Here is a 24789-nt window from a genome sequence, read left to right on the forward strand (position 1 = left end):
AAACCTTAAAAAATTACTAGGTACTTAATTTCAAGTTTTTATAATTAAAATTTTAACCGCAAAGTCCGCAAAGCTCTTTTTAAATTTTACGTACATTGTCACACTATTTGTATGAGAAATAAAACATGAAAGATTTTCAAGAAGAACTTAATGAATTAAGAAAAATTATTGGAGGAAAGAGGGCTACTATAGATACCTCTGGAGTATTACTTTTCAAAGATTTTCTATCGAGAATGGAAGAATGGAATAAAGCAATAGGTTTTAATGAAAACTGGATCAACCTAATATGTTATAAGCACGATTTATTAAATATTGTTGGCATAATAGAGCCTGATCTTTTAAAAAATGTAATTTCTTTAAATGATTTTAGAACAATCGATTTTCAAAAAGACGATACTTTCAATTTATATGGTGCCAGAAGTCTTGATCCTGGCCTTATTCATGCTGTATTTTGTTGGGATTTATTTAAAGATAATTCTGTATTTGATGAATTTAGAAAATTACCCAACCCATATGACCCCATAAAGCTACTCTACTTTAGAGGTCATTGTGTTGGTAAATCCGACGTTAGAACAATTACAATTGATTCAATTCTTTCAGTTAAAAAACAGACAGATTTTAGATTACCATCTTTAGATCCTAAGTTTTTAAATTATCTAGATAAAAATTGCAAAAGAAGTGGCAGTGACGGAATTCCTAATCAAGAAAAAACAAATGAATTGTGGGAAATTTTTAAAAGCAATAACTCAATGGTTTAATTAGGCAGTATTATCCATAAAGCTCATTTATATAATTAGACACAGATTTTCAGAATTAAAATGATTTTAAAAATCTGTGCTAATCCAAAAAATCTGTGGCTAAAAAACTTTACGGTTGGATACGTCCCTGCGAACTTTTATATTCAGTAGGAGAAAGATTGTAGAACTTTTTAAATTCTTTACTAAAGTGTTTTCGATCATTAAAACCAACCATGTATGTTACTTCGGAAACGGAATAACTGGTATTGGACAAAAGACTTGCCGCTTTCTTTAAACGCATGTTTTTGATAAATCCTGCTACAGAATGATTAGTCAGCATTTGTACTTTTTTATAAAGAACTGTTCTGCTCATTCCAATTTCATTTACTAAATCATTTACATCAAAATCTGTATTATCGAGATTGGCTTCGATGATCTGAGTTAGTTTTTTTACAAACTGACCTTCCGGCGTACTTGCATTTTCCTGCTCAGCATCTGCAATAAAACCTTCGCCGTATTTTTGACGCATTATTTCTTTGGCAGATAATAAATTGGCAATGGTTAATTTTAATTCCTCAATACTAAAAGGTTTCGAAATATAAGCATCTGCGCCTGTCGAAAGTCCTTCAATTCTATTTAAAGTCGAAGATTTTGCCGTTAAAAGTATCACTGGAATATGATTGGTATTTTGACTCGTTTTTAAAATTTTACACAATTCAAAACCATCCATTTCGGGCATCATAACATCTGTCAGGATAAGATCTGGAATTTCTTTCTCCATATATTCCAAAGCTTTTATGGCATCTGTAAATCGCAGCACTTTATAATCGCTGTATAAAATATCGTTTATAAACGAAAGTACTTCTTCGTTGTCCTCAATTACGAGAACTGTCTTTTTTGTACTGTTTTCAGGTTCGTCCAGATATTCCGGTTCATAAATATCAATTTCGGTTTTAACATCAGAAATCGGATTGGCGTTTTCTTCTATTTTAATTGTGTTTTCAACAATCTGCGATTTTTTAAAATGCTCTTTCCCCTTCTTTAATGTAATGGTAAAAATCGTATTGAAATTGGCATCGGCTTCTGTTTGTACTTTAATTTCTCCGTGATGGAGTTCTACAATACTTTTACTCAAAGCCAGACCAATACCGCTGCCTAAATTGGCGCTGCCGCGTTCGTCTAACTGAAAAAAGTTTTTGAAGATTTTCTTTTTTCTATTTTCTGGAATACCAATTCCATTGTCTTTTACTTTTATTTCGATAGAATCAGAATCTTCTTTTTGCTCTACAGCCAAAGTGATTTTTCCATTTTTACTAGTGAATTTAAATGCATTCGAAAGAAGATTGTAAATCACTTTTTCCATCTGGTTTTTATCGAAATAAAGCAGCGCGGTATTAATATTAAGTACAAATTTGTAATCAATCTTTTTCTCAACGGCAATTCCGCGGAAAGATTCATAAATATCAAAACAGAACGAAACAATATCCTGCTGTTCGCAATAGATTTTCATACTGCCTTTTTCGGCTTTTCTAAAATCCATTAATTCATTGACCAATTTTAATAAGCGGTCAGAATTACTTTTAATGGTTTTTAATTTATGCTCCAAATTCGAATTCTTTTCGGCACCGCTCAAAAGTTCTTCAACCGGCCCGCTTATAAGCGTAAGAGGCGTTCTAATTTCGTGCGAAACATTCGTAAAGAAATCGAGTTTCATTTTATACAATTCTTCCTGTCTTTCTTTCTCGACCTGATCCAAATAATAGGTTTGTTTTAATAATTCTCGGTTTCGTAAAAAACGGAATAATAAAACAGCGGCGCCGGCCAATAATCCAAGATAAAGAACATAAGCCCACCACGTTTTCCACCACGGCGGCAGCATAATAATTTTTAGGGTTTTAATTGTCGGATTCCATTCTCCGCCGCCATTTGAAGTTTTTATTTTTAACAGATAAGTACCAGAATTCAAATTCGTTAAATTGATATAATGCTGCGAACCGATAATATGCCAATCGTCTTTATTAAACGAACTTTCTAATTTATAAGCATATTCGCTTTTTTCTGGCGAAATAAAATTCATCGCACTAAATTCTATTCCGATGTATCCTTGATCGTGTTTTAAAGTGATTTCTGAAGTTTCGCTAATTCGTTTTTCCAGCGTAACTTCTTTATTTCCTGGTTTAATTTCTTCGTTATTTACTATAAGCTTCGTCAGGACAATTGGCGCTTTATCTTCTGTTTTGATTAATTTCGAAGGATTAAAAAGCACCAAACCATTCGAACATCCAAAAACCAATTCTTTTGCATTGAGCTGCAAACTGCAGTTGTTTGAAAACTGTTTGACTTTTAAACCATCTTTGGAAGAATACGACGTTATCTCAAAATCAGAAATTCTAAATGCAGGACTTAGCTTTTTGGTTTTTATTTTATAAAGCAGGTTATTGTCGCTAATCCAGATATTTCCCTCAGAATCTTCCGAAATACTTTTTATAGTTTCATCCGTAAAACCCATTGAGCGGTTGATCTCGAAAAAACGACCTTTTCGTTCGTCAAATAAATTTACGCCTCCGCTTTCGGCACCAATCCAAAATCTATTTTTAGAATCGGTAAACATGACGGTTAAACTGTTGTTCGACAATCCGTTTTTGGAACCTGTTTTAAATACTTTGGTAACTTGTTTTAATTTTTTATCAAAATAGTTTAAGCCATATTGCGTGGCAATCCAAAGTCCGTCTTTCCTGTTGACAATATCTGTAATGAAATTATCGCTCAGTGAATTGGAAGTTCCATCTGCCATGTAAATTTCAACCGTTCCATCTGGCATTACTTTTTTTAATCCATTGCCATTCGTACCGACCCACAAATCGCCGTTATCCATTAAAAGAGAGGTAATTGGGCGTTCTCGTTCTTTAGAATCTTTTCGCGAAAGCGATATAAACTGAAACGTTTTACTGTTTTTATTGAACTTGAATAATCCGTTGAAAGTACCGCAAAATAAATACTGCTCGTTTTGGTTGACCAAAGCGGTTATCATATTTACGCTTTTGTCAAAATCATAACTTTCAATAGCATACGAAGTACTTTTATTGTTTCTAAAATCAAGATAATTTAAACCGCCGCCGTTGGTTCCCACCCAAACCGATCCGTCATTTTCTCGTGCAACGGCATTTACAAAAGCAGTATTTAATCCGAAATTTGGTTTTATAACTTCTCTTACGCTGGTAAAATTGGTGTTGGTTTTTTGAAAAAAGTTGACACCGCCGCCGTTTGTTCCAATCCAAATATCATTATGGCGGTCTTTAAGAAAACATTTCACATCATCGTCTGAAAGACTGTAACTCTCCAGCGCATTATGACCGTATTTCGTAAATTCATTTCTGTCTTTCTTGTAAACACATAGTCCGTTTTTTGTAGCAAACCAGATTGTATTGGCATCAACCTCAACAATATCATTTACCCAATTTGACGATAAACTTTTTCTGTTACCGGTGTTCAACAGAAAATTGGTTACTGAATTCTGACTTGCATCAAAATGGAACACGCCATTGGCTTCGGTAGCAAACCATACATCGCCATTTTTTTCTTTTAGAATCTTCCAGATTTTAGATTTTAACAAAGCTGTATTATCACTCCAAACTTTTGGCAAAGCTTTCTTAGAACCATTTTTAGGATCAAAACATTCTAAACCTTTAGAAGTGCCGACTAAAACCCCGTAATTACGATCGTAAAACAAAGACAAAACCCTGCTTTTCCTAAATGGCGAATTATGATCGTTTGAGATTTCTTCCAATACATATTTTTGCCTGTCCAGACGTTTGATACCGCCAAAAGTCCCAACCCAGATTCTGTTTTGATCGTCTTGAATTATGGATGAAATGTAGTTTCGTCCACCTTTGATTTTCTGAACATCAACTCTTAGAAAACTCTTTTCGTTTTTATTAAAAAGGTTTAAGCCATTATTCGTTCCTACCCAAATTTCTCTTTTATTATCTTCTAAAATTACATTAACATGATTGTTGCTGATGCTGTTGAGAATATCTTTATTATACACATATCGCAGAAAATCATAGCCATCGTAACTAATCAAACCATTCGCTGTTCCTATCCAGATAAATCCTTTTTTGGTTTGATGAATACTCGAAATCATGCTTTGGGAAAAACGGGTATCATAATTAATATGATCAAAATACAAATCTGAACTTTGAGCATACGAACTCACAGCAATTGCAAAAAATAGAATAAAACTTAAGATGCCGTTTTTAATGTTTTTCATAAACGAAATTTAATAAAAGCTCGAGTAATTTAATTGCAATAAACCTATGAAAAAAATCAATCGAATGCTTTGCAAAATAGAGCTTATGCAAAAAAAGGAGGTGGCAGTTTTTTCTTTTTAAGGGGTGTAGATGTACTTTATTGAGTTATTTTTAAGAGTATTTTTTAAATTTGGAGCTCACTCCGACTGAGAAACTCAAAGTCAGAGATATTTGCGCAGCGTGTTTAAGTTATTTCAAGAACATTTTTTAGAGCTTGGGAGTTAGAAATACTCCTGTTGCTTTTTTTACTTCATCTAATTATCACTTAAAACTTAGAGATTTAATTGTATGACAAAATGATTGGTGTGTTTTTTTATATAATTACCATTAATTTTCTCGAGAAACTCTATTAAATAGTTAACAGCTTCATCATGTTTTATTTCAATCTCAATAGTATCTCGACTATTAATGCTATAAATATCAAAACTATCAAGAGGTAGATTATAATTTTTTAATAGTAAAAAAAAATCTTCCGAATTAAAACGTTCCCGCATTTTAATATTGTAGAGAACCTCGCCCCAATCAAGAGCAACTTCATCCTTTTTCGGAAAAATTATTTCGTTATCTCCATATTCTGAATAAAACTCATATATGTGAGTAAATTCATACTCCCTTGTCTTAATATTTATTTTTAACGGCCCTGAACTTGATACTAAATTTAGTCTTTCATCCTTATATGGATTACTATAGCCTTTGGGTTTAAAAAAAACAAAAATGAGATCATTAAAATCTACTTTTTTAACTATTTCAAGATCATCTCCTAAAAGCTCATTAATAAAATCTTCCATAATTATTTATTTCAAAATATCTGAGTTTCTGTTTATGCAATCTAAACAAAAAAAACATTTCAACTAAGAAATGGCTTCTGATTCTTTTATCAATCCCAAAATTTTACCATAAGCAATAGCGGCTTTATGCACCTGAACGGTCCAATCTTCGGCTGCATTATCATCGGCGCCATCTGAAATATATTTAAGGCATAAAAACGGAATATCCTCTTTCATGGCGATCATGGCTAAAGCATAAGCTTCCATATCGACCACTTGGTAAGCATCTGAACAATGACCCATTTCGAAGTTGTCACCGGTTCCGCAGATTCCTTCATTTAAATTATCCATTAACAAACCATATTCTAGAACTGGAGGCAAACCAGATAATGGCGTTTCGTATAATGCAAAACCTAATCCGCGAACATCCATATCACGCTGCACAAATTTGGTACAACAGATAACTTCGCCTTTTTGAAAGCAACTGCTTCCCGCCGATCCAAGATTTACAATTATCGAAGGCTTTTTCTTTTGAATTGCTTTTGTCAATTCGTAAGCCGCATTTACTTTTCCGATTCCTGTAATTAAAGTATTATGGCCTTTAAAAACTTCGGCCGCTTCAGATTCTAGGGCAAAGGAGAATAATATGTCTTCAATGGCAAAAGATGCCGTTTGATTAATTTGTATCATGCGTAATGGTAATTTTCAGTCCACAAAAATACGGTTAAAAGATTACGTAATAAAGCTTCTGGTGAATTTCTAAAAAACACGTTAAATTCTGTTTTCTATGGTAGATTTTAAGTTAGAAAAAATACTTTTGTTAAAATCAAAAAACAAAGAATTTCAATCCTTAAAAAATCAGAAAGCGCAACTGTATGGATAATGAAAAATTTATTTTCTGCCTTGAAGGTGTTAAAGATATAGACGACGTTAGCCCAACACATGTGGTAAAATGTCTGGAAGAACTGGCGATCGATCAAGGCATTTCGAGCATTCATAAAACTTGCGACACGATTGAAGGTTTAGAAGAAAGTTTGAATATTTTACTTTATGAAGACCATAATTTCAAGGATTATGAAATCATCTATCTGGCAATGCCGGGACAAGAAAATAACATCTGCCTTCATGACTATTATTACAGTTTAGAAGAAATTGCCGAACTGTTTGAAGGAAAAATGAAAGGCAAAATTATTCATTTTGCGAATCTTAAAGTTTTAGATTTAAATGAAGATGAAGCCCAATATTTTTTAGACATTACGGGTGCAAGAGCTATTTCTGGTTACGGATCTACTTATAATAAAATTGCGAGCTGCAGTACGATTGACAAAGCATTCTTTAGTTTGTATCAAGAGAACGATAATCTTTTTGAGGTTGTCGAAGATCTTTATATGAAACACTATAATTTGTGCAAACTGCTTGATTTTAGATTATACTATTAAGCATGAAAACAAAGGGAGTCGAAAAAATAAAGACCTACGAAGCAAAAGGATTTCGGGAGAAATTTTTAGGAGAAGACAATCCGATACATTTGCTTTTCAAATCAAATTCTGATCATTTCTTTTGTCTTGAGATTGAAGAAGTAATGCAGATGCAGCATCCTGTTCCGCCTTCTAAACATTCTTGTCATACCTTAATTTTCATTTCATCAGGAAGACATGTCATGAAACTGGGTTATCAGGAATATACAACGACTGATAATGAAATGATTATGATACCTGCGGGTCAGATTTTTTCGCTTGACAATGTTAACAATATACACAAAGGCTATGTCTGTCAATTCCATCCCGATATTTTAATTCGAAAATACGGCAGTCGTGAATTGCTGAATGATTTTGATTTTTTAAAAATATCTGGGAATCCTAAAATTACACTTACTCCTCCAGAAATAAATCCTATTACCAATATTTTGGATCGATTGAAAAAAGAATATTCAGAAACTGCATTTACAGATTTGAATATCGTTCAGTCTTATTTGATTACTTTATTTTATGAAATGAATAAAAATGCTGTTAAAACTTCTAAAGGGATTTCGGCCGCTGAGGTAATCACAGGAAAATTTAAGGAACTTATTCATGATCAAATAAAAACACAGCATCAAGTTAATTATTATGCGTCATTGCTAAACGTAACACCTAACCATTTGAATAAATGTGTCAAAACAGTAACTGGAAAATCGGCAGTAAAATGGATTGACGACAACATATTATTAGAAGCCAAATATTTACTGTTTCAAACTTCACTTTCTATAGGTGAAATCGCAGTGCAAGTGGGATTTGAAGACCAGTCTTACTTTAGTCGTTTTTTCAAAAAAGCAGAAGGAATTTCACCAATTCGCTATCGAAAAATGATTGATAAGTCCTAATTATTGATTAAAGAATCCTAACAAACAGCTTTACTTTTTTCAGAAATTTGCCAGTTCAAAAACGCAAATTATGATTTATGTATTTAAAACTTCTGTTGACAGTCCATCAAAATTTGAGTCGGCTTCTGTTCTGCTTCATGAATTATTGCCAAATACTTTATGGAATTTTGATCTTGAAGACTGCGACAATATTTTAAGGGTTGACAGTGAACTTGATATTCCAAATCTAATTCTAAACAATGGCATTTTTGAATGCATCGAATTAGAATAAAAATCAAAACGCCTTCAACATCTTTTACCAGATAATATGGAAACTAAATTTTATTGCAAAAGTTTGATTTAGTTATTGAATATTTTTTTTAGTATTCAGTGACAGTTTTCAGTGACAGCAAAATCTGGAAAATCAGAATAATAACGAAAAAGCGATATACAATTTTACTTGTATACCGCTTTTCCTATTTATTAACCATGAATTCTAGTTATCTACCACCATACCAATATGGATCTCCAACTTTTCTATCAATTAAAGCTTGATTTTTAAGTGTAAAATCTCCACTTGCGGCATTGACAAATTGAGGATCTAATGCTGTTGCAGAAGCAGACAAATCTGGTCTGTTATTTGCAAGTGCATTAACCGTACTATTTAAGTTTGGTGAATTGAAATAGTTGTTATTTGTAAATGTCGGATTTGGTGTTGCTGCCTCTCTTGTGTAAGGTGCCGGCGTAGCTGCAAACAATGTATTGCGTACAATTATTCCCGCAGTTGTAACAAATCTTGTGTATAAAATTGCGTTACCATTAGTAGCAAGCATATTTGGATTAGAAATAGTACAAGCATCAATTAACACATTTGATGTTAAACCAGTAAGTCCTGCATCCATACGAATAAAATACCTCGCTGTTGCGCAATTATTAAACGTACTGTTTTTAAGAGTAAGCTGAGCTACTTGCGAACCTCTAACATCAATAAATTCTCCCCCAGTTGTAAGAACATTTGTTACAAAAGTATTCTCTACTATAACAGAAGCAATTTTAGAAGCGGCTAAGTTTGCACTAATCAATGATACTCCATAGTCATGAATATTACAGCCACTTATTAAAAGCGCACCATATGTAACATTGTTATCATTGTATTTAACAACTGAAACAGCAGCACCGGCAGCTCCTTTGTCACCTTTTAAATCTAAATCTATTAAACTTAGATTAGCTGAACCATTTGTTAATACGAAATTCACATGAAGTTTTGGTTTGTCATAAGAGCGTAATCCTCTTAATGTAATTGATTTATTTAACGTAATTGCTCCCGTTTGATTATCGGCTGTGTAATCTCCTGGCTCTAAAACTAGAACTGCTCCAGAAGCTGCATCTGCAATTTTTTGCATTAAATCATCTGTTTTCTTAACTAAAATACCAGTTCCGATATCAATTGCAGTTGTAAAGGTTTTATTTCCTCTTTTCTTAGTGCCATTAAACAAATCTGCTGTATAAGAAGTCTCTCCACTTAATCCCGTTACTACTGCTATACCGCTAGTTTTTTCAGCTGGTGTAATAACATGTGTTATTGCTCCAGGGTTAACAACAATTTGTGTAACGTTGCTGTTTGGTGTCCATCTTAAAGTAACTTGTTTTGCTTCAATATCACCATCAATCGAAGCCAAGAAAAGCTGTTCAGATAAAGTCGTCGCTGAAGTAATAGACCATTTAGAATCTTCTAAACCTGCAGCACTTACTGCTTTCACTCTAATAGAATAAACTGTTTCTCCTTCTAGCGCTACTTTAACAGGCAATTCTGTTGGAGCAACATTTACTGTTTTAAAAATCGTTTTAAAATCTGGATCATCTGCGCTAAATTCTACTACATAATGATCTGCATCTTCTTTAACAGTCCAATTTAATTCTACTGTAGTTTGATTTCTAACTGTAGCCTTCAGTCCAATTGGTGAAAATTCTCTGCTTACATCCAATTCATTTATTAAAGCTTCGTTATAACTTTCACAGCTTGAAAAAGACAGTGCCAGCAATAGCATAACTATTAATCCTTTAAATATATATTTTGTTTTCATAAACATAATGTCTTAATAAATTAATGATACTCTTTCTTGAGATTTACTTAGTATAATTGTAATCGTTAACTAATTTTCCATTACTAGATTCAATAAAAACCTGCCAGATTGGCCAGAATTGTCTATCATTTGGATTCATACCCGGTTTATACAAAGTATTTATCTTAGTATCTGCAGTTGCGCCCGTCCAAGTCCACGGAATAGATGAATAACCTGTACCAGGGTTAGTACTTTCACCACGATTAAGACCATAAATCTCCAAGCTTACATTATCTGCTTTATATCTATAATAAAGAGTGGCAGGGACATCAGCATATCGTCCAGTACGATCAGCTAAATTTTTCATATTTACTTTAGCTTCGTCTAATTTTACTTTTAACAAATTCCAACGAATAAGCGCTTGCTTACGCTCCATTTCACCTGTAAATTCAAATTTATTTTCTTCAACCAACGCATTAAACATTGCTTCTTTGCTGGTCAATTGATCTACATAATTATCAACTTTTACTGATTGAACTGCAGCAGGAAAAGCTCTTCTTCTTATTTCCTTTAAGTATGGAGCTGCTGCACCTGGGCCTTCTAATTCGTTTGCTGCTTCAGCGGCAATCAAAAGAACTTCTGCATAACGCATGTAAATTTTATTCACTCCATCATCGTTTGTTGAAGTAACAAAACGAGTCATCCACTCGTAACGATATTTTCCAAAATACCAAGTGTTTAGCGCTCCTAATTCTTGCTTAGCAATGTTGTTTACAGCTGTTCCATATTTGTACGGAACACAAGTTACGTCTCTTCTTGTATCTGCTTGATCGTAATCATAAAATACAGTAGGAAGCGGTCCTGCAGTTCCTCCACGATTAGCTCCATTAGCATGGAATTGATCGTTTGTGGTGTGACGAACAGCAAAAGTAAATAACATACGGCCTCTACCATCTGAAAAAGGAAGTTCCCATAAAGATTCTCCTCCCGCTACTAAATATTCTTGATTGTATTTTTTCCAAAATGTTTCAAATGAAGATTCTAAATGAGCCTTTCCACTTGAAATAACAGAACGAGCTTCTGATAAAGCCAATGCATACATATTTGCAACAGATAATTCTGGATCTGTACTTCTTCTTATACCGTCTGGATATTGCTGATAACCACTAGCGGCTAGTGCTAAACGTGCACGAAAACCTTTTACAAATGCCTTATTAATTCTTTCTACACTACTTGTAGCTGGAGTTTCTCCAGGCCAAGGAACTAAAGTTGATGCTTCTCCTAAATCGGCAATAATTTGTTTATAAACAACATCACGACTAGATTTAGGAATATAAATCGTTGCTGATTCAATAGGCTCAAAACGAGCAGGAACATCTCCCCAAGCTTTTACTAAATCTGCGTAATAGATCGCTCTTAACGTTAATGCTTCTCCCAGCAAATACCCTAACTCAGTACCTGGACGAGGATCACCATATGCACGCAAACCACGAATACAAACATTAGCACGCTCAATTCCCGAGTACATCATTGCCCAGGCATTATTTGTGGTATTCATTTGAGAATTCTCTGGTTTTGGATCATAAGTACATAAATCTGATGCATCACTAACAGTCTGAGAAGAGTTATACCATTCAACATCTGTATTTAAACCATAAAAAGGAAGAAAACGACCTCTGTAAGAGTTAGTTTCTGCAAATGGAATTTTAATTCCATCTATTGCACCTTCAGCTAATCCAGGGGTAGAAAAAATTAAAGCTTCATTTAATGTTGATTTTGCCTCTCCATCTAAATAATCGTCTGAACAGGAAGTAAAAATACTTGCTAAAATTAATCCTGCTATAAATATTTTATGTTTCATCTTGTGAAATTTTGTTTAATTAAAAATTAAGGTTTAAACCAAAAATCAATTGTCTGCTTCTCGGGTATGCAGAGTAATCTACACCCGGTGTAAGAGCCGAACTTCTTCTTGTAGAAGCTTCTGGATCTGGTCCAGAATAACCCGTAATAGTGAAAACATTACTTGCAGTAAAATAAAATCTCAATTTAGATATTCCTAATGCAGAAGTTAAGGAACTTGGAGAGGTATATCCTAAAGTCAATGTATTTAATCTTAAGAATGAACCATCTTCTACTGCCCAGTCACTAAAAACATATCTAGCCATATATGGAGACCACATGGTTGTATTAGCATTAAGCGCGGTTAATGCTGCTGGATCTGTTACTAATTGTCCTGTTGCAGGATCTAAATTTGTCCATCTTTGTCCATCTGCCATTTCTGAAGTTAAATTTCTATATTGTCCATTCGGGTTTGAAGTAGTAAATTCAACTTTATTAGCGTTGTAAACGTCATTCCCAATACTCCAATTGAATGCTGCCGAAAGATCAAATCCATACGCATTTGCATTTAAAACTATACCTCCGGTACTTTTTGGATTTGCATTTCCAATAATTGTGCGGTCGTTTACATCAACGACACCATCATTATTAACATCTTGTAATTTCATAGAACCTGGTGCTATTGTCCCTACAACTGTTGATGCGCTTGCAACTCCTTCTGGATTTCTTGTAACACCATCTGGCAAGAAATACGGTTTTAAAGTGTATTTTGTTCCATCATATGTAAAATCAGATACTTCATAACGTCCTGCACTTTTATATCCGTACATAATACCGACAGGTTGTCCAACATTCACTAAATAATCATTTCCAATTGCAGTAGAGGCCCAACCTGAAGGAAATCCATAATTATCCATTACACCAATAGAATTGATACGGTTTTTATTAAATCCAGCATTAAAAGATAGACTTAATCCATACTTTGGTTTTTCTATAAGATTTAAGTTTAAAGTCGCCTCTACACCAGAATTTTGAATTTCTCCCATGTTTCTGTATTGAAAATCATAACCGCTTCCTGGAGTTGGAAAATTCATTAATAAATCTTTTGTGATATTTTTATAGATCTCAACAGATCCGGTTACCTTATTTTTAAACAAGTCAAAATCTAATCCTAAATTCTGCGTTACGGTTGTCTCCCATTTCAAATCAGGATTTGCCATTGTTTTAGAAGCAGCCCAATAATTATCAACTCCATTAATCCAAGTTGAGGTAGATGAAAAGAAACTCTGCACCATTTGTCCAGTTGGAATATTATTGTTACCTGCTTCACCATAACTTACTCTCAATTTAAGTAAATTAACCCACGAAGCATTTTTCATAAATTCTTCCCCAGAAATTTTCCAAGCTGCTGCTGCTGCAGGAAAGAATCCCCATTTATTGTCACCTAAGAATTTACTAGAACCATCTGCACGATAAGTTGCTGTAAAAAGGTAACGATCTTTAATGTCATAATTTACACGACCAAAGAAAGAAAGTAATTTATCATCTGGTGCATAGTAATTGTCAACAGATATTGGAGTTCCTTGAGTTGTTAACTTTTGAGCTTGATCAAAGTTAAAGAACAATGGAAAGCCTTGTATAACACTACTAACATCATTTCTTTCGTAATTAATAGACTCTTCTCCTAATAGAATTCTCAAGCTATGATCTTCACCGAGGGATTTTTTGAAGTCGTAATTTAATGTATTAGCATTTCTGAAACGAGTATCTTTTCTATCTCCCATCATTAAGGCTGGCATACCTTGTCTTTCGGCTGCAGGATTATTATTAACATAATAAGTAGAGCGTCCGAAAAAACGATAATCTTGATAATTATAATTATCTAAACCAAGCTCACTTTTAAATACCAGTTTATCAGTTAACTTCCATGAAAAACTACCTAGAGTATTAAAGTTCTTTCTAAATTGCTGACGATCTGTATCTGCAATAGCTACAAATGGATTGACTAAATAACCAGAAACTGCTTCATCAGTATCATCTGTAGTTAAACCAGGAAGTGGAATTGGCGCATAACCCACGCTATGTTTTAAACGTGAATCTGCAGAAGAAACTTCATTTTGTTCGTTTAAACCTCCACCATCAATCTCGGTATCTGAATAACGTACCGTGAAAGAAAGATCAATTTTATCAGAAGCTTTAGAATTTAACGAAAGAGACAAATTGTTTCTTTTATATCCTGAACCAATCATTATAGCATCTTCGTCATAATGAGCATAATTAAAATTGAAGTTCATTTTTTCTGTACCCCCTCTTATAGACAAATCACGGCTTTGAACCTCTCCAGTACGTCCAAAAGTTTGTTTCTGCCAATTGTTTCCTTTCATCCCTTTATACATATCGTAATCCTGCCAATTACCAAAGTATTTTTCATAAGAACTTAAATCAGTATTATCTTTAAGCAAAGCATATTCGTAATTCCATTTAACATAATCTTCCGGAGATAAAACATCAAAAGTATTTGCGATTTTTTTCATGCCATAAAACATATTATAGTTCACAGCAATCTTTCCGTCTTTACCTTTTTTAGTTGTAATAATAATTACCCCATAAGCACCTCTTGAACCATAAATCGCTGTAGATGAAGCATCTTTTAATATTGTCATATTCTCAATATCAGAAGAAGAAATATCATTTATACTATTTACTGGAAAACCATCTACTATATACAAAGGAGATGCATCCTGTGTAAGAGAACCGTTTCCTCTAATTCTAATTCTAACTTCAGAATCAGGCGATCCTTCAGAAGAAGTTACTTGAACCCCAGCTATACGGCCTGTTAGAGCCTCTGCCACGTTTGGAACTGGAATCTTTCTAACTTCACTTCCTGAAAAAGTAGCAACAGCTCCAGTTAAATCAGATTTTTTAGATGTTCCGTATCCAATTACAACAACCTCATTTAAGTTATTAGAATCTTCAGTCAAAGTTGCATTTACTTTAGATTTTCCTTCTGTAGAAACATCAATGCTTTTAAATCCTATAAAAGAAAAACTTAAGACAGCTTTTGGGTTGGTTAATTTTATTTTATAGTGACCGTCAAAGTCAGTAGAAGTTCCGTTCTTAGTTCCTTTCTCCAAAACGTTTACGCCTGGTAAAGAAAGTCCTGCAGCATCTTTCACGGTTCCCTCTATCGTTGTGCCCTGCGCGTGTAGTTGACTGCCGATCAATAAGCACAGTAAGAAAACAAGTTTAAAGCAAAAATCTGCTCCTTTGTTTAATAGTTCTTTAAAGTTCATGGTTGATTGTTTAAGTTAATTAATTTTTTTTCGTTTTAGTTTAAGTGGTTTTTTGTGGTTACGTTCAATTCATTCTATTTTATTTATTACAGATTTTTTTTTGAAGGAGAATTTTTTAATATTCAATAATAGTGTCCTGTTTATCTTTTTTCAGCCTTTATTACTTAATCGATTTCGTATCTTAAAAAAAATTGTTGTAATCGATTACACAAACATAGATATTTTTTTTAAACGAAAAATAAAAAGTCATAAAAAATTCCTAAAAAAAATTACATATCAAAAATTTTATTGATTTTTTATGTGGTATATATAATTTTAACCAATATAAAATATTAAATATATTATTATTAATCGTTCATTTGATTCGATTTTTATAAAAAAAACAATCGATTACATGAATATTAATTATGAAATTATTAGGTGTTATTTTTACACTTAAAATTGAGCCTAAGGCGAAAAAAAAATTAATTTTTAATCGAAAACCCTTTAGAATTTAAAATGTATTTTCTGACTTAAACGCATTGTAAAAGGGTTAGAAATAAAATTCTCATTTAAGACCAGTGCGTTTAAAGCAAAAAAAAGCCCTTAAACAAAAGTTAAGGGCTTTAAAAAATTATAAAGATTTATTAAATGTGCTGTACAGCTAATTGCTTACGATGTAGCTTCATCAAAATGAACGTTATAATCATTCCGATAATTGACATTCCTACTCCAATTAAATTGGGAGAAGAATAACTTAGTCCTGCAGCCAAAGGTAGTCCGCCTAAAAAAGCTCCTAATGCATTTCCAATATTAAAACTTCCTTGAAGCGATGCCGAAGCAATCATCTCTGCGCCTTTTGCAGTACGAATCATCAGCATTTGAATTGGCGCAATAACCGAAAATGATATCGCTCCTGTTAGGAAAGTTAGAAATAATGAAAAATATTGGTTAAAGGAGAAAAAGTAAACCAAAACCAAGTCAACTGACATAACCAGAAGCAATGCTAGCGTTGTTGGCGCTGGAGAAAATCTATCTGCTAGTTTACCACCTGCAAAATTTCCAACTACCATTCCTAATCCGGCTAAAATCAGAATATAAGAAACATCTTCTGGCGAAAATTTTGACACATTAATTAATAGCGGGGCAATATAGCTGATCCAAGCAAATAAACCGCCAAAACCAATCGCTGTAATTCCGATAATTAACCATGCTTCTGTTTTCTTAAAAAATTGGAGTTGTGTTTTCATATTCACACTTTCACCCTTTTCAAGATTCGGCATCCATAAATAAATAGCTAAAAAGGTCAGCAAACCAACAAAAGCAATTAATACAAAGGTATAACGCCAAATAAAGTGATGACCAATATAAGTTCCGATTGGGACACCTATTAAATTCGCGATAGTCAATCCGGCAAACATGATAGAAATTGCCTGCGCTTCTTTTCCTTTATCTGCCAAACGGCTTGCGACTACCGCTCCTACTCCAAAAAATGCTCCGTGCGGCAGACCAGAAAGAAATCGAGAGGCAAATAGAAAATTATAATCTGGAGCAATAATAGACAAAGCATTAAAAACAGCCAGCATTAAAGCTAATATTAAAAGCATTTTTTTAGGTGCATAATTTCTTCCTGCGATTACTAATAAGGGAGCGCCAATAACAACTCCAAGAGCGTAAGAGGAAATTAGATATCCTGCCACCGGAATTGAAACTTTCATATCCGAAGCAATATCAGGCAGCAAGCCCATCATTACAAATTCTGTGATTCCAATAGTTAACCCTCCTAAAGAGAGTGCAATAAGACTTTTTTTCATTTCATTAAAAGTAGAAAGGAATAAATTTCTACTTTGCAAAATTAACATCATTAGCAGTGATAGAAATTGTATATTTGTGATATAAAATTGTATATTTAAGTTATGCCAAAATTAAATCAATTTAAAACCCTTGTTCTGGATGAATTTGAGGAAGAAAAGTTTCATCTGCCTCCGCATACTCATACCTATTATGAGATTATTTATATCAAAAAAGGAAGCGGAATTCATCACCTAAATAACAACCTACTACCCTATAAAGCGGGAGATCTATTTGTAATTTCGCCAGACGACAAACACTATTTTGATATTAAAAAGAGCACCAAATTTACTTTTATCAAATTCACAGATAATTATTTCAACTCCAAACAAAATCTAACCTGCGATGAATTCCTCGTGAATACACCAGAAAGTTTTATGCGGGATAAAATTCTCAAAGAAACGGTTTTGAAGTTTGACGAACCCTGTAAAACTATCCTGAAAAATACTGTTGAAAACATCGTTACCTATGGTAAATATATAGATGTCACCTCTTCGCCGATTGTTTTTTACCAGATCCTTTCCATTTTTGGTTTGATTAAAGAAACGATTCGCGGTATGAATCTGCAGATGAAGTCGACGCATTTAGACAATGAACAGATTGCCAATTATATTCATCAAAATATTTACCAGCCCAAATTGGTGCAGATAAAAGTTATTGCAGATCATTTTAATATTGCCCAGACTTATTTCAGTGCTTATTTTAAAAGGACTTTCAGTATCAGTTATCGCGAGTACATTCATAATCTGAGAACAACTTTAATCGAGAAAAGGTTCCATAACAATCAATTACCGATCAAACAAATTGCATATGAATTTGGTTTTACCGATGAAAGTCATCTAACTAATTATTTTAAAAAACGCAAAAACATGAAACCAACTGATTTTAAAAAACTCTAGTTATCAAAATCTTAAAAAATGATTTACTCGAGTATTTTTAGTTAAATTTGTATTTCAAAAAATAATTTCCTTGCCTAGAAAAATCCACATATTCATGTTTTTAATGACACTCAGTTTCCTTTTAACTCCGAGTTTTAATTATGCATGCAATAGTGGTCACAACATGGAAATGACTTCTAAAAAGGAAAACATCTGTTCTAAAAAATGCTGTGAAAACAAAAACACCAAAAAAGAAAAACACAATTGCAACGGAAAATGCACTCACACAGGCTGCAATACCTCAGCATTACAATACATTATTTTAAATTCAAATGATTTTAATTTACCTAACGATGTATTTAATTTTTCTCTAAAAAATACTTTTTCATTTTATCCTGAAGTAACTATTTCTTCTGGCTTTACTTCTATTTGGCTGAAGCCGAAAATATAACTATTCTATTTTTGACAGCCCATATTGGGTCTTTTTTAAAACGAATTTTTAACAAATGGACATTCTTAATCCTTTTTAAAACATAACAACAATGAAAAAATCTATCATAGCTATCACAGCAGCAGTCACTCTATTATTTTCTGCAAATAACATTCAAGCTAACACAGCTAAATCTGAAATAACAGCAATTGAAGCTGTAGATTCTCAATTGCAAAATGTGTATGACGCTTATTTTACCGTAAAGGATGCACTTATAAAAAGTGACAGCAAATTAACTTCGGCGAAAGCCAAAGATTTACTAAATGCCATTACTGCGGTAAAAATGGATAAATTAAAAAGTAATGAGCACACGGTTTGGATGAAAGTTGTAAAAAAACTTACTGCTGATGCCAAAAATATTTCGGCAACAACAGATCTTAAAAAACAACGTGAGACTTTTAAATCTTTATCTAAAAACACATATGACCTTATAAAAGTTTCTAGTCCAGAACAGCCAATTTACAAACAATACTGCCCAATGGCAGATGCTGATTGGTTGAGCAAAGAAAAAGCAGTTAAAAACCCATATTATGGTTCTTCTATGCTGACTTGCGGAAATGTGGTAGAAACGATTAAATAATATGAAGCTTTACATCAAAAATATGGTGTGCAGCCGATGCAAAATGGTTGTGAAGTCTGAGTTCGAAAAACTCGGACTTCAAACTATTGCTGTTGAATTGGGTGAAGTCGAACTGGAAAAAGAAATCAGCGACGAGCAAAAAGAAGTTCTATTAGAAAACCTTCAAGTTTTAGGTTTTGATTTAATTGACGATAAAAAAACAAAAACCGTCGAAAGAATAAAAAATCTAATCATCGATTTGGTTCATCATAAAAACAATGATTTAAAAATCAACTTGTCCGATTATTTAGCCGAAAATCTAAATCAGGATTATAATTCGCTGAGCAACTTATTTTCGGAAATTGAAAATACGACGATTGAAAAGTATTTCATTAGTCAGAAAATCGAAAAAGTGAAAGAATTGTTGATTTACAATGAGCTTTCTCTCAGTGAAATTGCTGATATTTTAAATTACAGTAATGTGGCACATTTGAGCAATCAATTCAAAAAAATTACGGGCTTTACTCCTACTTCGTTCAAACAATTGAAAGATAAAAAGCGTATCCAGATCGAGAACTTGTAGTTATTTAACCGCAAAGAGCGCAAAGGTTTACACAAAGTTTATTAGCCACAGATTAAAAAGATTAAAAGGATTTTCAAATCTGTGTTAATCTTTTTAATCTGTGGCTAACTTTTATGCGCAAAGTTCATAAAGCTAAAGCTTTGAGAACTTTTAAATCTTAAAAAAATAACCCTTCGCGTGCTTTGCGTAAACCTTTGCGCTCTTTGCGTTAAAAAAACAGCATTTAGTAAATATTACAAATCATTCTCAAAATTTTACAAACCGAACTCGTCAATAGTTTGGAAATTTGCATTGTAATACTTAAAAACCAATACAATGACTCATCAATATATAATTTCAGGAATGTCTTGCAATGGATGCCGAACCAAAGTAGAAAAAACTTTAAATGAAGTTGAAGGCGTTCAGGCAGAAGTAACTCTGAATCCACCAACTGCAACCATAACAATGGACAAACATGTTCCAACCGAAAAATTCCAAGAAGTTTTAACTGCGGCGGGAAATTATACTATTGAAATGGATTCTCCTAAAAATCATGGCGAAGCTGCTAAATCTTGCTGTTCTGGTCATAAAAAAGAAAATCACGATCATACAAAAAAAGTACATCAGCCCAGTGCAAATGGTATTTATTACTGTCCAATGCATTGCGAAGGCGACAAAACGTATAATAAACCCGGAGACTGCCCAGTCTGCGGAATGGATTTAGTACCACAAGTTGCCATAACAGCAACACAATTTACTTGTCCAATGCATCCTGAAATTGTTTCAAGCGAACCTGGCGATTGTCCGATCTGCGGAATGGATTTGGTTCCGATGCAGGCTTCTGAAAGTGAAGAAAACAAAACTTATTCTGATTTATTGAAAAAAATGAAAATTGCGATTTTGTTTACGCTTCCAATATTCATTATCTCTATGTCAGAAATGATTCCGAATAATCCACTTTACAATATAATGTCCATCGAAAAGTGGAATTGGGTTCAGCTTTTATTTTCGATTCCTGTTTTGTTTTATGCAGGATGGATGTTTTTCGTTCGCGCTTACAAATCTATTGTGACTTGGAACTTAAATATGTTTACTTTAATTGGAATAGGAACCAGCGTTGCTTTTATCTTTAGTATTGTTGGAATGCTTTTCCCAGATATTTTTCCAGCAGAGTTCAAATCGCATCACGGAACGATTCATTTGTATTTTGAAGCTGCGACCGTAATTATCACTTTAGTTTTATTGGGACAATTATTAGAAGCCAAAGCACACGGACAAACTAATGGAGCCATAAAAGAATTATTGAAATTAGCGCCAACCGAAGCCACTTTAGTCGAAAATGGAAATGATAAAGTAATTTCTATTCACAATATTAAAAAAGGCGATTTACTTCGTGTGAAACCTGGAGAAAAAATTCCGGTTGACGGAAAAATAACTTCTGGCGAAAGCAGCATCGACGAATCGATGATTACTGGCGAACCTATTCCAGTAGATAAAAAAACGGGCGATGCGGTAATTTCTGGAACTATAAACGGTACAAAATCGTTTGTAATGCTTGCAGAAAAAGTAGGATCAGAAACCATGTTGTCGCAAATTATTCAAATGGTAAATGATGCCAGCAGATCTCGCGCTCCCATTCAGAAATTAGCCGATCGTGTTTCTAAATATTTTGTTCCTACAGTTGTTATTATTTCGATTGTAACCTTTTTTGCATGGGCAAAATTTGGTCCAGAACCCGCTTACGTTTACGGATTAATCAATGCCATTGCGGTTTTAATTATTGCCTGTCCTTGTGCACTCGGATTAGCAACTCCAATGTCGGTTATGGTTGGTGTTGGAAAAGGCGCTCAAAACGGAATCTTAATCAAAAATGCCGAAGCCTTAGAAAACATGAATAAAATTGATGTTTTAATTACCGATAAAACAGGAACCATTACCGAAGGAAAACCATCTGTAGAAAAAATATTTGCAATTCATAATGACGAAGATTTTCTGCTTCAAAATATTGCCTCTTTAAATCAACATAGCGAACATCCTTTGGCGCAGGCCGTAGTTTCTTTCGCGAAAGCAAAAAACAGTTCTCTAAAAGAAGTTCAGGGTTTTGAAACCATTGCTGGAAAAGGAGTTATTGGAACGATCGAAAACAAAAAAGTCGCTTTAGGAAATAAAAAATTAATGGAAGAAATAGGCGCTTCTGTTGCTGATGATTTAGAAAGTAAAGTAACTGCCGAGCAAAATCTTGGAAAAACCATTTCATATATTGCTATTGAAAAAGAAGTTTTAGGCTATGTTGCCATTACCGATGCCATCAAAGAAAATAGTGCAAAAGCAATTAAAGAATTAATCGCTCAAGGTGTTGAAGTTATCATGATGACGGGCGATAATCACAATACCGCAAAAGCCGTTGCTGAACATTTACATTTAAGTTCCTTTAAAGCCGATTGCCTTCCGGAAGATAAATTGAAAGAAATCGAACGCCTTCAAGCACAAGGAAAAATTGTGGCAATGGCAGGTGACGGAATTAATGATGCTCCTGCTTTGGCGCAATCCAACATTGGAATTGCGATGGGAACAGGAACTGATGTTGCGATTGAAAGTGCCAAAATTACTTTAGTAAAAGGCGATTTAAACGGAATTGTAAAAGCAAAAAACCTCAGTCATGCTGTAATGTCAAACATCAAACAGAATTTATTTTTTGCTTTTATATATAACACTTTGGGCGTGCCAATTGCAGCAGGAATTTTATATCCATTTTTAGGGATTTTGCTTTCGCCAATGTTAGCCGCGGTTGCAATGAGTTTGAGTTCTGTCTCGGTAATCGTAAATGCTCTGCGATTAAGAAATTTAAAATTATAATTTATGAGTAAGATCAAATATATACTTGTACTTTTTTTAATTGCTTTTCAGCTAAAAGCACAAAAAGTGGTGCGATACGATTTATACGTTCGCGATACAATTGTCAATTTTTCGGGTAAAGAAAAACGAGCGATTGCTGTTAACGGGCAAATTCCAATGCCAACTCTAACTTTTACCGAAGGTGATATTGCAGAAATTTATGTTCATAACGATCTCAAAAAAGAAAGTACTTCGATGCATTGGCACGGGTTATTTCTTCCCAATAAAGAAGATGGTGTTCCATATTTAACTCAAATGCCGATTGAGCCTGGAACAACTCATAAATATACATTTCCGATTATTCAGAACGGAACCTATTGGTATCACAGCCATTCTGGTCTTCAGGAACAAATTGGTTTGTACGGACTTTTTATTATCAATAAGAAAAAAGATGATTCAACAATCAGAAAGGGAATCGACGATTTACCGACAATTCCAGTTATTTTAAGCGAGTGGTCGGATTTGAAACCTGAAAATATTCAGCGAATGCTGCACAATGCCAACGATTGGTTTGCTATCAAAAAAGGAACAACACAAAGTTACGCCGAAGCGGTAAAACAAGGACATTTTTCAACCAAGGTTACCAACGAATGGAAGAGAATGAATGCCATGGATGTTAGCGATGTTTATTATGAAAAGTTTCTTCTTAATGGTAAAAACGAGCAACAGCTTTCTGATTTTAAACCCGGCTCAAAAGTACGTTTAAGAATTGCCAATGGAGGCGCTTCCAGTTATTTCTGGCTGACTTATGGTGGAGGAAAAATCACCGTTGTCGCTAGTGACGGAAATGATGTTGAACCTGTACAAGTCGATCGTTTGATTATTGCCGTTTCTGAAACCTATGATGTTGTGGTTACAATTCCAGAAGATCATAAATCTTTTGCTTTTTTGGCTACAGCCGAAGATCGAACAGGATCTGCTTCTTTATTTTTAGGAAATGGAGAAAAACAGCCCATTCATCATCTTTCAAAACTTAAATATTTTGAAGGCATGAAAATGATGAATGATATGATGAAAATTAACGGTGAAATGAACGATATGGGTATGAATATGTCTTTGAATAAAATGGACATGAATGCCGTAATGTATCCCGAAATTTCGGGCGAAGACGAAAATTCTAAACCCATGAATCATTCTGGTCATAATATGGAAGGGATGGAAATGAAAAGTGACAGCACTGAAACCTCCGAAATTGTGACTTTGAATTACGGAATGCTGAAATCGCCTTTTAAAACCAATCTACCAAAAGATGCGCCAGTAAAAGAATTACGATTTACGCTCTCTGGAAATATGAATCGTTATGTATGGAGTTTGGATAATAAAGTAGTTTCTGAAACGGATAAGATTTTAATTAAAAAAGGAGAAAACGTTCGAATTGTGCTGTACAATGGTTCGATGATGCGCCACCCGATGCATTTACACGGACATGATTTTAGAATATTGAACGAACATGGCGATTATTCACCGCTAAAAAATGTCATCGATATTATGCCGATGGAAACCGACACAATCGAGTTTCAGGCAAATGCTGATGGTGACTGGTTTTTCCACTGTCATATTTTATATCATATGATGGCTGGAATGGGTAGAATTTTCAGTTACGAAAATTCAGCACCAAATCCGTTGATTCATCATCCTGAAATGGCTTTCAAAATGTTGAAAATGGACGATCGTATGTTTCATTTTATGGCAGAAAATGATTTTGCCAGTAACGGAAATGATGGTGAAGCGATGTTCAGTAACACACGTTGGAGCATCGGAACGGAATGGAGATTAGGATACAACGACAAACATGGTTATGAAACTGAAACACATATTGGACGTTACATTGGAAAGAATCAATGGTTAATGCCTTTTATAGGTTTTGACTGGCGTTATCGCAAAATGGGAATGGACGAACAGGAACAAAATATTTTTGGTCAAAAAAACACCAAAGACAATCGTTCGGTTTTTAGTGCGGGTGTAGAATATACGCTGCCAATGCTTATAAAAGCACAAGTTGAAGTTTATACCGATGGAAATGTTCGTTTGCAATTTGAACGAAAAGATATTCCACTTTCGCAAAGACTGCGAATGAATTTAATGTGGAATACGGATAAAGAATATATGGCTGGATTAAAATATATAGTTGCCCGAAATTTCGGAATTACAACACATTATGACAGCGATATGGGAATTGGGTTTGGGATTAATTTGAATTATTGATTTTAAAACATGTAATTTAT

Annotated in this window: 17 protein-coding genes; 10 read left to right on the top strand and 7 right to left on the bottom strand. The window is 33.8% G+C overall.

The features are described 5' to 3' along the window. The first annotated feature begins 125 nt into the window (after positions 1-125). A complete protein-coding gene (locus tag QE431_RS18285) occupies positions 126-758 on the top strand; it encodes a hypothetical protein (RefSeq protein ID WP_307298905.1) in 633 nt (210 codons plus the stop codon). A gap of 109 nt (positions 759-867) precedes the next feature. On the opposite strand, the gene QE431_RS18290 is transcribed toward QE431_RS18285, so the two are convergent. The 3 genes from QE431_RS18290 to QE431_RS18300 all read right to left on the bottom strand — a co-directional run bounded on the left by QE431_RS18290 (position 868) and on the right by QE431_RS18300 (position 6504). Continuing rightward, the gene (locus QE431_RS18290) at positions 868-5007 is read right to left on the bottom strand and encodes a hybrid sensor histidine kinase/response regulator transcription factor (protein WP_307298908.1); all 4140 of its coding nucleotides are present in this window, start codon (positions 5005-5007) and stop codon (positions 868-870) included. Positions 5008-5319: 312 nt separating this feature from the next. After that, positions 5320-5835, bottom strand: a complete 516-nt coding sequence (locus tag QE431_RS18295; RefSeq protein WP_307298909.1) for a hypothetical protein — start codon at positions 5833-5835, stop codon at positions 5320-5322. 63 nt (positions 5836-5898) lie between these two features. Beyond that, a complete protein-coding gene (locus tag QE431_RS18300; protein ID WP_307298911.1) occupies positions 5899-6504 on the bottom strand; it encodes a nucleosidase in 606 nt (201 codons plus the stop codon). A gap of 185 nt (positions 6505-6689) precedes the next feature. Here QE431_RS18300 and QE431_RS18305 point away from each other — a divergent pair, with 185 nt between their 5' ends. From QE431_RS18305 to QE431_RS18315, 3 genes are all read left to right on the top strand, one after another. After that, positions 6690-7253, top strand: coding sequence for a DUF6642 family protein (locus QE431_RS18305; protein WP_057117710.1), 564 nt, complete (start codon positions 6690-6692; stop codon positions 7251-7253). Between the two features lie 2 nt (positions 7254-7255). Continuing rightward, complete coding sequence (locus QE431_RS18310; RefSeq protein ID WP_281866597.1) at positions 7256-8176, top strand: AraC family transcriptional regulator; 921 nt, start codon at positions 7256-7258, stop codon at positions 8174-8176. 70 nt (positions 8177-8246) lie between these two features. Next, the gene (locus QE431_RS18315; RefSeq protein WP_057117709.1) at positions 8247-8447 is read left to right on the top strand and encodes a hypothetical protein; all 201 of its coding nucleotides are present in this window, start codon (positions 8247-8249) and stop codon (positions 8445-8447) included. A gap of 208 nt (positions 8448-8655) precedes the next feature. Here QE431_RS18315 and QE431_RS18320 read toward each other — a convergent pair whose 3' ends face one another. From QE431_RS18320 to QE431_RS18335, 4 genes are all read right to left on the bottom strand, one after another. After that, positions 8656-10239, bottom strand: coding sequence for a DUF4957 domain-containing protein (locus QE431_RS18320; RefSeq protein WP_307298915.1), 1584 nt, complete (start codon positions 10237-10239; stop codon positions 8656-8658). 43 nt (positions 10240-10282) lie between these two features. Continuing rightward, positions 10283-12079: a RagB/SusD family nutrient uptake outer membrane protein gene (locus QE431_RS18325; protein ID WP_057117707.1), complete on the bottom strand. Its 1797-nt coding sequence runs from the start codon at positions 12077-12079 to the stop codon at positions 10283-10285. A gap of 19 nt (positions 12080-12098) precedes the next feature. Further along, positions 12099-15350, bottom strand: a complete 3252-nt coding sequence (locus QE431_RS18330) for a TonB-dependent receptor (RefSeq protein WP_307298917.1) — start codon at positions 15348-15350, stop codon at positions 12099-12101. A 626-nt stretch (positions 15351-15976) separates the two neighbouring features. Continuing rightward, on the bottom strand, positions 15977-17143 hold the full coding sequence (locus tag QE431_RS18335) for an MFS transporter (RefSeq protein WP_134142428.1): 1167 nt from the start codon (positions 17141-17143) through the stop codon (positions 15977-15979). Positions 17144-17245: 102 nt separating this feature from the next. Here QE431_RS18335 and QE431_RS18340 point away from each other — a divergent pair, with 102 nt between their 5' ends. The 6 genes from QE431_RS18340 (at position 17246) to QE431_RS18365 (ending at position 24769) form a co-directional block, all read left to right on the top strand. After that, positions 17246-18079, top strand: coding sequence for an AraC family transcriptional regulator (locus QE431_RS18340; protein WP_057117704.1), 834 nt, complete (start codon positions 17246-17248; stop codon positions 18077-18079). A gap of 103 nt (positions 18080-18182) precedes the next feature. Then, complete coding sequence (locus QE431_RS18345) at positions 18183-18509, top strand: hypothetical protein (protein ID WP_281866601.1); 327 nt, start codon at positions 18183-18185, stop codon at positions 18507-18509. Positions 18510-18600: 91 nt separating this feature from the next. Then, positions 18601-19128 carry a DUF3347 domain-containing protein gene (locus QE431_RS18350; protein ID WP_281866602.1) on the top strand — a complete coding sequence of 176 codons (528 nt, stop codon included), beginning with the start codon at positions 18601-18603 and terminating at the stop codon, positions 19126-19128. Between the two features lies 1 nt (position 19129). Then, a complete protein-coding gene (locus QE431_RS18355; RefSeq protein WP_281866603.1) occupies positions 19130-19690 on the top strand; it encodes an AraC family transcriptional regulator in 561 nt (186 codons plus the stop codon). Between the two features lie 315 nt (positions 19691-20005). Further along, positions 20006-22525: a heavy metal translocating P-type ATPase gene (locus tag QE431_RS18360; protein WP_307298923.1), complete on the top strand. Its 2520-nt coding sequence runs from the start codon at positions 20006-20008 to the stop codon at positions 22523-22525. Between the two features lie 3 nt (positions 22526-22528). Further along, on the top strand, positions 22529-24769 hold the full coding sequence (locus QE431_RS18365; RefSeq protein WP_307298926.1) for a multicopper oxidase domain-containing protein: 2241 nt from the start codon (positions 22529-22531) through the stop codon (positions 24767-24769). Positions 24770-24789 lie beyond the last annotated feature (20 nt).

Origin of the sequence: Flavobacterium sp. SORGH_AS_0622, from assembly GCF_030818825.1 — a bacterium.
Classification (GTDB): domain Bacteria; phylum Bacteroidota; class Bacteroidia; order Flavobacteriales; family Flavobacteriaceae; genus Flavobacterium.